Annotated in this window: 9 protein-coding genes and 2 pseudogenes; 7 read left to right on the top strand and 4 right to left on the bottom strand. The window is 39.4% G+C overall.

All coding sequences use genetic code 11. The annotated features are described in order from the left end of the window. Nucleotides 1-207 (bottom strand): annotated as a pseudogene (locus tag HT719_RS09905) (ISL3 family transposase); the annotation flags it as partial. A 155-nt stretch (nucleotides 208-362) separates the two neighbouring features. Continuing rightward, nucleotides 363-671: pseudogene (locus HT719_RS09900) on the bottom strand (UTRA domain-containing protein); the annotation flags it as partial. 107 nt (nucleotides 672-778) lie between these two features. On the opposite strand from HT719_RS09900, the gene HT719_RS09895 reads away from it, so the two are divergent. From HT719_RS09895 to HT719_RS09880, 4 genes are all read left to right on the top strand, one after another. Then, nucleotides 779-1,111 carry a hypothetical protein gene (locus tag HT719_RS09895; protein ID WP_050212067.1) on the top strand — a complete coding sequence of 111 codons (333 nt, stop codon included), beginning with the start codon at nucleotides 779-781 and terminating at the stop codon, nucleotides 1,109-1,111. Nucleotides 1,112-1,634: 523 nt separating this feature from the next. Continuing rightward, on the top strand, nucleotides 1,635-2,864 hold the full coding sequence (locus HT719_RS09890; protein ID WP_172929086.1) for an ABC transporter permease: 1,230 nt from the start codon (nucleotides 1,635-1,637) through the stop codon (nucleotides 2,862-2,864). Then, entirely contained in the window at nucleotides 2,857-3,522 is a 666-nt protein-coding gene (locus tag HT719_RS09885; protein ID WP_050212064.1) for an ATP-binding cassette domain-containing protein, read from the top strand. The genes HT719_RS09890 and HT719_RS09885 overlap by 8 nt, the downstream gene beginning before the upstream one ends. A 1-nt stretch (nucleotide 3,523) precedes the next feature. Beyond that, on the top strand, nucleotides 3,524-3,685 hold the full coding sequence (locus tag HT719_RS09880; protein WP_172929084.1) for a hypothetical protein: 162 nt from the start codon (nucleotides 3,524-3,526) through the stop codon (nucleotides 3,683-3,685). A gap of 49 nt (nucleotides 3,686-3,734) precedes the next feature. On the opposite strand, the gene treR is transcribed toward HT719_RS09880, so the two are convergent. Further along, entirely contained in the window at nucleotides 3,735-4,457 is a 723-nt protein-coding gene (treR, locus tag HT719_RS09875; RefSeq protein ID WP_172929073.1) for a trehalose operon repressor, read from the bottom strand. Nucleotides 4,458-4,641: 184 nt separating this feature from the next. Here treR and treP point away from each other — a divergent pair, with 184 nt between their 5' ends. The 3 genes from treP (at nucleotide 4,642) to tig (ending at nucleotide 10,132) form a co-directional block, all read left to right on the top strand. Beyond that, nucleotides 4,642-6,609 (top strand): PTS system trehalose-specific EIIBC component, encoded by a 1,968-nt coding sequence (gene treP, locus HT719_RS09870; protein WP_172929071.1) that lies wholly within the window; start codon nucleotides 4,642-4,644, stop codon nucleotides 6,607-6,609. Between the two features lie 177 nt (nucleotides 6,610-6,786). Next, the gene (treC, locus tag HT719_RS09865; protein ID WP_172929069.1) at nucleotides 6,787-8,412 is read left to right on the top strand and encodes an alpha,alpha-phosphotrehalase; all 1,626 of its coding nucleotides are present in this window, start codon (nucleotides 6,787-6,789) and stop codon (nucleotides 8,410-8,412) included. Between the two features lie 436 nt (nucleotides 8,413-8,848). Beyond that, the gene (tig, locus tag HT719_RS09860; protein WP_084928837.1) at nucleotides 8,849-10,132 is read left to right on the top strand and encodes a trigger factor; all 1,284 of its coding nucleotides are present in this window, start codon (nucleotides 8,849-8,851) and stop codon (nucleotides 10,130-10,132) included. Between the two features lie 47 nt (nucleotides 10,133-10,179). Here the strand turns inward: tig and HT719_RS09855 are convergent, their stop codons facing one another. Continuing rightward, entirely contained in the window at nucleotides 10,180-12,546 is a 2,367-nt protein-coding gene (locus HT719_RS09855) for an ATP-dependent RecD-like DNA helicase (protein ID WP_172929068.1), read from the bottom strand. Nucleotides 12,547-12,674: the final 128 nt, after the last annotated feature.

Raw genomic sequence — 12,674 nt, 5'->3', positions numbered from 1 at the left:
CATACCAGTCGTTTCAAGATAAGGAATTTTAGAAGGTTTTTGAAAGTCATATTTCTTCATTTGACTTCCGCACTCAGGGCAAGATGGGGCGTCGTAGTCCAGTTTGGCGATGATTTCCTTGTGTGTATCCTTATTGATGATGTCTAAAATCTGGATATTAGGGTCTTTAATGTCTAGTAATTTTGTGATAAAATGTAATTGTTCCATATGATTCTTTCTAATGAGTTGTTTTGTCGCTTTTCATTATAGATCTTATGGGACTTTTTTTCTACAATAAAATAGGCTCCATAATATCTATAGGGGATTTACCCACTACAAATATTATAGAGCCGAAAAAGGCTGAGATCTAGTGTCTCAGTCTTTTATTTCTTGCGTTTTGCAAAATCTACAAAGTGAAATTTTTCTAATTTATGGCGACTTTCGGTAAACTGAAATTGGCGTCCGTCTTGGAGATAGACTTTTGATTTAATCGAAACGACATAAGGGTCTTTGCCAATGTCCATGAGAATCTTGTCTCGGTCGCTTGAGTGGTCAATGGTGATTTCCTTCTGAGCATAATCAATAAGGAGTTTGAGGCCATTTTCTATATAAGAATAGATAGACTGCTCAGCAATTTGGCGAGTGAGATTTGGGATTAGTTCCATATCCAGATAGTCCGTATCCAGAACAGAAGTTACCGTATAGAAGTTATAATGATTTTTGATATGAAAGCGCTTGACTAAAGTGAAATATACATTGTATAATGTACTTATGATAACTGCAACAAAGGAGGATATAAATGGTAAAGAATAATAATTTTTGTAAAAAGATAACAAAAGTTTTGCTAGCATTGGTTCTTGTAGCTAGTTTTGTAAATGTTGCTTATGCAGCTACTTTTGGAAACTCTTATAATGGAGCTTCTAGTGAAGAAGTTCTTCAAGTTAAATATAATGGAGCAGCTTGGAATTATCCTGGCTCGGGATATAGTTGGGCTTCGTTCAAATACACTAGGAATGGAAAGACACTATTAACTAAGACGGCGTATCACGGAAAAGTAACAGGCTCTGTGTGGGATGATTTGATTCGTTGGGGAGATAAATATAGAACAAAATTCACTTGGAATAACGGATAATTATATCGACTTCTTCAAATAGACGAATCTATTAACTACTGATGAAATGCAGTCATCATTCTTTTAGTTAAGAGTAGGAGGGTAGAGAGGTGAAGAAATCTTTATTTAGAATCGGTGAGAGATGCGAATTATTTAATTGCTATAGTATATGTTTTGCTTGTAATTTACTTCTTGATTATGCTAAGACTAAGGAGAATGAATTTTATTTTTTAAAAAACACTTTAAAATCATTATATGAGTATCAATTTATTCTTGTCTTACTCTTTACAGTAGTTGTTATCGTGTTTCAACATCAACTGTTGTCAAGAAAAAAAGTAGAAATTTATTGTAGAGTACTGGTTGGAGACACCAAACAATTGATAATTATTCGCTATTTACTTGATTCTTTTTTACTTTTATGTTGTTCATTTTTTATAACGGTAGGGATATCTCTTGTAACTCACATTCAATGTAGAAATAGTTTTTACCTGTTCTGTCTACTATTACTTTATACTTTAATTAGTTTAAGAAAGGTAGGAAAAATATGAAAATTATTAAATTTATAATTAGGAATATTTTTCTAAAAAATTTACTAACTTTCTTTGCAGTTTTAGCATTGATTTTTGTCTGTAACTACATGGTTTTTATAGGTGTGCGTTCCACGGTATCGACTTTACAAGGATATAATGAAGTAAAGTATTTTGAACAACCAAATTCTTTTATTGCGAATTTGGACCCTAGTAGTGAAACAGATATGGGTAATATTCGCAATGAGGACACTCAAAAAATTTATAAACACTTGAACAAATGGTTTAAATATGCCTTGTTTTCAGATGGCTTTGTAGTTCCTTTAGCAAATAAAGATGGGATGGATGTTACAGTAGCTTATTTAAATGAAACATATAGCAAACTGACGCCACAGTTTGAAATTGTTCAAGGAGAAAACTTGAATTTTGATTATGAATTGGAACATAGCTCTGAAATTCCTGTTTTACTCGGTGCTGGACTTGGTAAGGAGTATCCTATTGGTTCAACAATAAAGATCGAGGATCCAGCTCTTGAAGAAGAGGTGATACTAAGAGTTCGAGGGATTTTAAAAGAAAATACGTATCGATCTAATCTATATGCCCTGAGTTCAAAACAATATTATAATTATTCTATTATCTTACCTGTAAACGAAAGATTTCTCCAGCAGTCTAAAAAAGGATTTCAACTTCAATCACTATTTGATTTAATACTTCTTGATACTTCAAAGGAGCAGGTTAGGGAACTAGCTACGTATCTGCAGACTAATCTTGGTCTCGACTTTAATTTTTATACGCAGAAAGAAAATGTGTCGGATTTTTCTGATGACTATTTTGAGTCAATTAGATTTATCATGTTTATCATACTTTCTCTAGTTCTTGTTCTAAGTGGAATTACTCTTTGGAGTTCCTTACTTGCTCTTAGACTCAACATTAAAGATTTCACAGTGCATCTATTTGTTGGTTTAACTTATACAAGACTCCGAACAGTTTTTTATCTATATTATTTCACGCTCTTTTTCATTAACTTTGTACTTCTTTTTAGTTTCACTAGTTTCTCTAGGTATGGGAGTTGGATAAGAAAAGATTCTTCGTTTTCTACATTTGGTCTCTTTGGTTTGATTGAAATGGATTGGCTATCTCTGATGGCTGTGGGATTCTTTGATTTGTTATTAGGTATTATGATTGTTGAAATTTTATTATGGAAAATTAGAAAAATACCAATTTCTTTGGGGGTATACAATGAGTAAAATTATTGACTTGGTCATAAAAGAGAAACGATATATAAGTAAAAAAATAAAATGTACTATTTTAGAGGGATTCAAACTGGAGGTATACGAAGGTGAGACAGTAGCTATTATTGGTCAATCTGGGGTAGGTAAAACGAGTTTACTCAATATTTTAGGTTTACTAGATATAGATTATAGCGGGAGTTACCTTTTGTTTGGAGAGAAAACGGAAAAATTAAACCTAAATCAACGAGCAGAGTGGCGAAATCAGAAAATAGGTTTTGTTCTTCAAGAGTCGGCTCTGATTCATTCACTAACCATAGAAGAAAATATAAAATTACCCTTATTATATACTCAAATAGATAAAAAAGAGAATGAAAAAATATTCAACAATATAGTCGATACTCTAGGAATAAAATCTATACTTAAAAAGAAACCTTTAGAGTGTTCTGGAGGGGAAAAGGCGAGGGCTGTCTTTGCGAGAGCAATCATTATGAGACCGAGAGTGATTTTATGTGATGAACCAACAGCTTCTTTAGATACTGACAATAAGAGAAAATTAATGAATTTGCTTTTCGATTTTAATCGAGATTTTAATACAACTATTGTAACCGTTACTCATGATGGAGAAGTTGCTGGGTGGCACAAAAAAATAGTTTCTATAGAGAGGAAAAACTAAGATGGGATTTTTTGTAATGGTATTTTCTATGCTTCTTGGTATTTTGCTCGCTTTTATAGCGATTACTAAACTTAGAAAATCAAATAAAAAATGGGCATTTGCAGGATTTTTGACTGGGATAGCACTCATTTTATTTGCGGTTTGGTTAGGGTGGCCTAAGTAGGTGAAGCAATTGAAAAATAAGCAAAACAACTTAAAATCTGAAAATGATTTTAAGTTGTTTTGCTATCTTGTCTCTTTGCAAAATCTACAAATCTAAATTTTTCTAACTTATGGCGACTTTCGGTAAACTGAAATTGGCGTTCGTCTTGGAGATAGACTTTTGATTTAATCGAAACGACATAAGGGTCTTTGCCAATGTCCATGAGAATCTTGTCTCGGTCGCTTGAGTGGTCAATGGTGATTTCCTTCTGAGCATAATCAATAAGGAGTTTGAGGCCATTTTCTATATAAGAATAGATAGACTGCTCAGCAATTTGGCGAGTGAGATTTGGGATGAGTTCCATATCCAGATAGTCCGTATCCAGAACGGATACCAGATCATCCACCACACGCTGGCGGACCACCTTCCAAACCATCCGAAACTCTGGGAAACCGGTTATCAGTGAGGATTTTTTATCAATAATAATCTTGTCCAGACTGACCACGTTGGTTTTAGAGCGCAGTCCAAGTTCTTTAACTAGTTCTTGGTAGCTGGTTAGGTTGGATACAGGGAAATTGACGGTTTCTTCTTTGACGACTTGAGAACCTTGCCCTCTTATCTTTTTGATCAATCCTTCCTCTTGGAGGAGAGACAGGGCCTTTCGGACGGTATCACGACTCACTTGATATTGCTCCATAAGGTCGTGCTCGCTAGGAAGGAAATCTCCGACAGCGTAAGTCTCGTTTTGAATGGTTTCTTGGATTTGCTTAAATAATTGTTGGTATTTCTTCATTTTGCCTGCTTAAATAGGTTTTTAGTCTAGTTTAATGAACACCTGTATCTATTTTACCATACAAGTGCTAGAAAATTTACAAAAAAACACCCTTTTTATACCAAACAAGTTGCAGACAAGTTTGGTATCGTTTACAATATACTTATCAAATCAAACTTGCTTTGACAAGTATAAGGAGAATCAAATGGGAAAATTTGAACAAGAAGCCAAAGATCTGCTTCAGGCAATTGGAGGCAAAGAAAATGTGACTGCCGTAACTCACTGTGCGACACGGATGCGCTTTGTTTTAGGAGATGATAAGAAGGCTAATGTTAAAGCTATCGAGTCAATTCCAGCTGTTAAAGGAACTTTTACAAATGCAGGTCAATTTCAGGTAATCATTGGAAATGACGTGCTCATCTTTTATAATGATTTTACAGCCGTTTCAGGTATTGAGGGTGTTTCCAAAGAAGCAGCCAAGTCTGCAGCTAAGAGTAATCAAAACGTGGTCCAACGTGTTATGACCACTCTGGCGGAGATTTTTACTCCGATTATTCCAGCCTTGATAGTCGGAGGATTGATCCTCGGTTTCCGTAATGTCTTGGAAGGTGTCCATTGGTCGATGTTGGATGGCAAGACCATCACAGAATCCTCTCAGTTTTGGGCAGGTGTCAATCACTTCCTCTGGTTGCCTGGTGAAGCTATCTTCCAGTTCTTACCAGTAGGGATTACTTGGTCTGTTTCTCGTAAGATGGGAACCAGCCAAATTTTGGGAATTGTTCTCGGAATCTGTTTGGTATCGCCTCAGTTGCTCAATGCCTATGCGGTTGCTTCAACGCCAGCAGCTGATATCGCGGCAAACTGGGTTTGGAATTTTGGCTATTTTACTGTTAATCGTATCGGTTACCAAGCCCAAGTTATCCCAGCCTTGCTTGCAGGTTTGAGTCTGTCTTATCTTGAAATCTTCTGGCGCAAGCATATCCCAGAAGTCATTTCTATGATTTTTGTACCTTTCTTGTCATTGATTCCAGCCTTGATTTTGGCTCATACTGTTTTGGGACCAATCGGTTGGACAATTGGACAAGGACTTTCATCAGTTGTCTTGGCAGGTTTAACTGGTCCAGTTAAATGGCTCTTCGGTGCAATTTTTGGTGCCCTCTACGCTCCATTTGTCATCACAGGTCTGCACCATATGACCAATGCCATTGATACACAATTGATTGCGGATGCTGGTGGCACTGCCCTCTGGCCAATGATTGCTCTTTCTAATATTGCTCAAGGCTCAGCCGTGTTTGCCTATTATTTCATGCATCGCCATGATGAGCGTGAGGCTCAGGTTTCACTTCCTGCAACCATTTCAGCCTATCTCGGTGTTACAGAACCAGCTCTTTTTGGGGTTAACGTAAAATATATTTATCCATTTGTTGCTGGGATGACTGGTTCAGCCCTTGCAGGCATGTTATCCGTTACTTTTAATGTAACTGCGGCTTCTATTGGTATCGGTGGTTTGCCAGGTATTCTCTCTATTCAACCTCAGTACATGCTGCCATTTTCAGGAACTATGCTAGTTGCGATTGTTGTTCCAATGCTCTTGACTTTCTTCTTCCGCAAGGCTGGTCTCTTCACAAAAACAGAGGGCGATACGGACTTGCAGGCAGAATTCGTTGCTCAAGAAGAAACAGAATTTGTAAGTCATGAACCAGTAGAACTTACTCCGGTAGAGATTGTTAGCCCACTAACTGGCCAAGTGAAAGAATTGAGTCAAGCGACAGATCCTGTTTTTGCATCAGGTGTCATGGGGCAAGGTCTGGTCATTGAACCAAGCCAAGGTGAGTTGACTTCTCCAGTCAATGGGACAGTGACAGTTCTTTTCCCTACCAAGCATGCCATCGGTATTGTCTCTGATGAGGGAGTGGAATTGCTCATTCACATCGGTATGGATACAGTTGGTCTTGATGGCAAAGGATTTGAAAGTCTTGTAGCCCAAGGAGATCATGTCAAAGTTGGTCAGAAACTGATTCGTTTTGATATGGATGTCATTAAGGCTGCAGGTCTGGTGACAGAAACTCCTGTTATCATCACCAACCAAGATGCTTATACAGCGACTATTACTGGAACTTATCCGACAACGATCCAAGCTGGAGCATCTCTCATGGTCGCTACACGAATCTAATACTCTTCGAAAATCTCTTCAAACCACGTCAGCTCTAGCTGCAACCTCAAAATAGTGTTTTGAGCAACCTGTGGCTAGCTTCCTAGTTTGTTCTTTGATTTTCATTGAGTATAATTGAAATAGCACAAATAGGGACGGAAGACTGCTTCCTCCCTTTTATCAGAAAAGGAGAAACAGATGACACTTGATAAAGGAAAAGTAGTCTATCAAATCTATCCAAAATCTTACAAAGACACCACTGAAAACGGTATTGGGGATTTCCGTGGGATTATCGAAAAAATTCCCTATTTAGCCAAACTAGGTGTGGATATGGTCTGGCTCAATCCGTTTTACCCAAGCCCTCAACGGGATAATGGTTACGATATTTCAGATTATATGGCAGTGGATCCTCTTTTTGGTGATATGACTGATTTTGAGGAAATGGTGCGTGTCGGTAAAGAGCACAAGATTGACTTTATGCTGGACATGGTACTTAATCATTGTTCGACAGAGCATGAATGGTTTCAGAAAGCCCTAGCTGGTGATAAGTATTATCAAGACTTTTTCTTCATCCAAGACCAACCAACAGATTGGCAGTCTAAGTTTGGTGGCTCTGCATGGGCGCCCTTTGGGAATACAGGGAAATACTACCTTCACCTCTTTGATGATACCCAGGCTGACCTTAACTGGCGCAATCCCAATGTCCGTAAGGAGCTTTTCAAGGTTGTTAATTTCTGGCGCGACAAGGGTGTCAAAGGTTTCCGATTTGATGTGATCAATTTGATTGGCAAGGATGAAGTCTTAGTGGATTGTCCTGAAAATGAAGGAAAGCCAGCTTACACAGACAAGCCCATCGTTCATGACTATTTGCGTATGATGAATCAAGCCACTTTTGGATCAGACGATAGTTTTATGACAGTTGGGGAAATGTCCTCAACCACCATGGGAAATTGTGTCCTTTATTCGTCGCCTGACCGTCAGGAATTATCCATGACCTTTAATTTTCATCATCTCAAGGTGGACTATAAGGATGGACAAAAGTGGACCTTGGCTCCCTTTGATTTTGAAGAGTTGAAGAGTCTTTACCATAGCTGGGGCAAGGAAATGAGTGATAAAGGTGGTTGGAGTGCTCTCTTCTGGAACAATCACGACCAACCACGTGCCTTGAACCGTTTTGTCGATATTCAAAACTTCCGCAAGGAAGGAGCCACTATGCTAGCAGCCAGCATTCACCTGTCACGTGGGACACCTTATATCTACATGGGTGAGGAAATCGGGATGATTGACCCAGACTATGATTCTATGGCTGATTACGTGGATGTCGAATCGCTTAATGCCTATCAGATGCTCTTAGAGGAAGGGAAGAGTCAGGAAAAAGCCTTCCAGATTATTCAAGCTAAGTCGCGTGATAATTCACGCATTCCCATGCAGTGGGATACTTCTGAAAATGCAGGATTTTCAACAGGCACTCCATGGTTGAAAGCTGGTAAATCCTATAAATACATCAATGTAGAAAATGAAATCCAGGGTCCGATTTTCACCTTCTATCAAGACTTGATTCGACTGCGTAAGGAAATGCCAATCATTTCAGAAGGAAATTACAAACCAGCCTTTGAAGATAGCAAACAAGTCTATGCTTTTGAACGCCAGTTTGAGGATCAAAAGTTACTAGTGCTCAATAACTTTTATGCCAAAGAAGTGGAAATCGACTTGCCAGCAGTCTACCAAAATGGACAAATTTTGATTTCAAACTATGAAGACGCAGAAGTGTCTGAGAAAATTCTACTCAAACCCTATCAAACACTGGCTATTTATGTAAATTAAACTTAGCAAGGAGACCTCTTTTTCAGAAAAGCAGGGTTCTTTTTGCTGTCTATTCCATCCTTGAAAGTGTAGAACAAACTGTCAATCGAAAGTGATTATGTCCCAAAAAAAATGGTGAGATTGAGGGCAATTATTTTGCTTTCATTTGACAAGAGGAACCCTTGAAGCAGTTTTGTCAGCTAAACCAAGGCTAATCTTAGCCTTGGCTTGTCAGCCTAACAGCATCAAGCCTCTTATCAAATGAAATAGAGGGCTAGCTATCAGCTAGTTAAAACATCTAATTTTTAGGAGGGCTGGGTGACTAACTTCATTATAGAACTTTCATTTAGTTAGCAAAAAGGCTTGTTGTCTATAATTGTCTGCATTAGTCTAGATTTTATTTATAGAAAATGTTATAATAGACTGTATTTAAAAAATTTTAAGGAGAAATGACAGAATGTCTGTATCATTTGAAAACAAAGAAACAAACCGTGGTGTCTTGACTTTCACTATCTCTCAAGACCAAATCAAACCAGAATTGGATCGTGTCTTCAACTCAGTTAAGAAATCTCTTAATGTTCCAGGTTTCCGTAAAGGTCACCTTCCACGTCCTATCTTCGACAAAAAATTTGGTGAAGAGTCACTTTACCAAGATGTTATGAACGCTCTTTTGCCAAATGCTTATGAAGCAGCTGTAAAAGAAGCTGGTCTTGAAGTCGTTGCTCAACCAAAAATTGATGTAACTTCAATGGAAAAAGGTCAAGACTGGGTTATCACAGCTGAAGTCGTGACAAAACCTGAAGTTAAATTGGGTGACTACAAAAACCTTGAAGTATCAGTTGATCTAGAAAAAGAAGTAACTGATGCTGACGTTGAAGAGCGTATCGAACGCGAACGCAACAACTTGGCTGAATTGGTTATCAAAGAAGCTGCTGCTGAAAACGGTGACACTGTTGTGATTGACTTTGTTGGTTCTATCGATGGTGTTGAATTTGATGGCGGAAAAGGTGAAAACTTCTCACTTGGACTTGGTTCAGGTCAATTCATCCCTGGTTTCGAAGACCAATTGGTAGGTCACTCAGCTGGCGAAACTGTTGATGTTATCGTAACATTCCCAGAAGACTACCAAGCAGAAGACCTTGCAGGTAAAGAAGCTAAATTCGTAACAACTATCCACGAAGTAAAAGCTAAAGAAGTTCCAGCTCTTGACGATGAGCTTGCAAAAGACATCGATGAAGAAGTTGAAACACTTGCTGAATTGAAAGAAAAATACCGCAAGGAATTGGCTGCTGCTAAAGAAGAAGCATACAAAGATGCAGTTGAAGGTGCAGCAATCGATAAAGCTGTAGAAAACGCTGAAATCGTAGAACTTCCAGAAGAAATGATTCACGAAGAAGTTCACCGCTCAGTAAACGAATTCCTTGGAAACTTGCAACGTCAAGGTATCAACCCTGACATGTACTTCCAAATCACTGGAACTACTCAAGAAGACCTTCACAAACAATACGAGGGAGAAGCTGAGTCACGTACTAAGACTAACCTTGTTATCGAAGCAGTTGCCAAAGCTGAAGGGTTTGACGCTTCAGAAGAAGAAATCCAAAAAGAAGTTGAGCAATTGGCAGCAGATTACAACATGGAAGTTGCTCAAGTACAAAGCTTGCTTTCGGCTGATATGTTGAAACACGATATCACAATCAAAAAAGCTGTTGAATTGATTACAAGCACAGCAACAGTAAAATAATCTTAATAAGATAAAAGCCCACCTGATTAGGTGGGTTTTCTGATGCACTATTTTCCAAAAATCTCTTTGAGGTCTGCGTCTGTAATCCCAATCATGGCTGAGATGCTGTCCCAGTTTTCTTCGGTTAGGATGTAGGATTGTTCAGAGGCGCTTGATGTGGCTGTTTCATAGATAGCTGGTTGCTTTTCTTCAACATTTTCAATTAAATCACTGAAGCGTTCAATCAGATAGGTCTTTCGGGCAGTTCCAATGTGTTGGGTGGCATAATCGAAGGCCTGTAATTCGCCTAGTAAGATGAGTTTACTTTTGGCACGTGTAATGGCTGTATAGATGAGATTGCGCTCCAGCATACGCCTACTAGCGCTGGTGATAGGTAGGATGACAACAGGGAACTCACTTCCCTGGGACTTATGGATACTCATAGCATAGGCCAAGCGAATCTTGTACCATTCGTTACGTGGGTAAGAGACCTCGTTACCATCAAAATCAATGACAATCTCATCTTGCTTCGACTCGGTGTATTTACCAGGAATCAGGTCTGTGATAGCTCCTAAATCTCCATTAAAGACATTGATTTCAGCATCGTTGACCAAGTGAATGACCTTATCTCCCTTACGATAGTGGCACTGGGGAGCTTCAAAACTGAGTTGGTCTTTTTGTGGTGGGTTCAGGAGGTCTTGCATGAGTTGGTTGATGGCATCAATCCCTGCCGTCCCTCGGTACATGGGAGCCAGAACTTGGATATCACGGGCAGGAATGCCACTTCTGAGGGCAGCGCCTAAGATTTTCTCAATCGTAGCAGGAATATGGCCACTAGCAATTTCAAAGTAGGAACGGTCAGCTTTTTTCTGGGTGAAATCGGCTGGAAAGATGCCCTGTCGGATTTGACTAGCTAGGGTGACGATGGTTGATTCTTCGCTTTGCCGATAAATTTTTTCCAAGCGAGTCTGAGGAATTAAAGGAATATGAAGGAGGTCAGCTAGAACTTGTCCAGGGCTGACAGACGGTAGCTGATCGCTATCTCCCACGATGAGAATCTTACTGTTAGAAGAGATGTTGGAGAAGAGTTGATTGGCCAGCCAAGTATCCACCATGGAAAATTCATCCACGATAATAAAGTCAGCATCCAGATAATCTTCCAGATGACTAGTACCATCGTCGCCTGTCATTCCCAAGTGACGGTGTATAGTCGCGCTTGGCAAGCCTGTCAATTCATTCATGCGACGAGCTGCTCGTCCAGTTGGAGCAGCAAGAAGAATCGGCAGGTTGCTTTTCTTCCTGAGGTCAAGTCCTTCTAAAAGGGCATAAACAGCGATGATACCATTGATAACAGTCGTCTTACCAGTACCAGGTCCACCTGTCAGGATAAAGACCTTATTTTGGATAGCGTCACAAATAGCCTGTTTTTGAATGCTATCATACTCAATCCCCAGTTCTTCCTCGACAGTAGTGATATGTTTTTGAATAGTTTCTAAATCTTGGCTCTTCTGTTTTCCTTTTTCAAGGATACGAATCAAGTGACTGCGGATGCCTTCCTCAGCGAAAAAGAGGCTGTTGTCAAAAATTTTGGTATCAATCTGCTGAACCTTGTCTTCTTCGATCAGGTAGGAGAGTTCTTGAGCCACTTGGCTGGGGTCCAGTTCCACGGGGCGAGAAGATTCAAGGAGAGTAAGGGTTTGTTCCAGCAAATCCCGTGCTTCAACATAGGTATCCCCTGTTTCCATACAGGCCTGAAAAAGACTATGAACTAGACCGGCACGGAAGCGTTCAGGAGCCTGACTTTCGATGCCTAATTCTTCCGCTAGTTGGTCAGCAATAGTAAATCCCAAACCCTTAATATCCTCAACCAGTTGATAGGGATAATTTTCAACCACATCAAGGGTTTCTTCCTTGTAAAAATCTTGAATCTGGAAGGCTAGTTTGTTGGGAATGCCGTAGTTGGCCAGTTTGGCCAAAACCATCTCGGTTCCGTAGTTGAGGCGGAGAGTGGAAACGAAAGCCTCGCGATTTTTGGCAGAGAGTCCTGAGATACCTTCTAGCTTTTCTGGGTGTTGCAGAATTTCGTCAATGGTATTGTCACCGTAGGTATCCACAATTTTCTGAGCTGTCTTGAGACCAATTCCCTTGAAATGGCTACTCGAAAAGTATTTGACAAGCCCCTTGCTAGTTGGTTTTGCGCGTTCATAACGACTGATTTGCAGTTGCTCCCCATACTTGGAGTGCTGGACAATTTGTCCCCAAAAAGTATAGTCTTCTCCCTCAATCACATCAGCCATGGTGCCCGTGACAATGATTTCAAAATCATCAAAGCTTTCTGCGTCTGTATCGTCGATTTCTAGGAGAAGGATACGATAAAAATTGCTGGGATTTTCAAAAATAATCCGTTCAATGGTTCCTGAAAAATAAACTTCCATAAGATTCCTTTGCATAAATAGGTGAGAGTTAATACTCTTCGAAGATCTCTTCAAACCACGTCAGCTTCGCCTTGCCGTATATATGTTACTGACTTCGTCAGTTCTATCTACAACCTCAAAGCAGTGCT

The sequence above is a fragment of the Streptococcus sp. k-378 genome (assembly GCF_013277505.1).
GTDB classification, from domain to species: domain Bacteria; phylum Bacillota; class Bacilli; order Lactobacillales; family Streptococcaceae; genus Streptococcus; species Streptococcus pseudopneumoniae.
This window is presented reverse-complemented; position numbering and strand designations above follow the sequence as displayed.

Coding starts and splice junctions, on each gene's coding strand:
- treR (WP_172929073.1), bottom strand. CDS start 4,457: ATGAAGAAATACCAACAATTATTTAAGCAAATCCAAGAAACCATTCAA.
- HT719_RS09885 (WP_050212064.1), top strand. CDS start 2,857: ATGAGTAAAATTATTGACTTGGTCATAAAAGAGAAACGATATATAAGT.
- tig (WP_084928837.1), top strand. CDS start 8,849: ATGTCTGTATCATTTGAAAACAAAGAAACAAACCGTGGTGTCTTGACT.
- treP (WP_172929071.1), top strand. CDS start 4,642: ATGGGAAAATTTGAACAAGAAGCCAAAGATCTGCTTCAGGCAATTGGA.
- HT719_RS09895 (WP_050212067.1), top strand. CDS start 779: ATGGTAAAGAATAATAATTTTTGTAAAAAGATAACAAAAGTTTTGCTA.
- treC (WP_172929069.1), top strand. CDS start 6,787: ATGACACTTGATAAAGGAAAAGTAGTCTATCAAATCTATCCAAAATCT.
- HT719_RS09880 (WP_172929084.1), top strand. CDS start 3,524: ATGGGATTTTTTGTAATGGTATTTTCTATGCTTCTTGGTATTTTGCTC.
- HT719_RS09855 (WP_172929068.1), bottom strand. CDS start 12,546: ATGGAAGTTTATTTTTCAGGAACCATTGAACGGATTATTTTTGAAAAT.
- HT719_RS09890 (WP_172929086.1), top strand. CDS start 1,635: ATGAAAATTATTAAATTTATAATTAGGAATATTTTTCTAAAAAATTTA.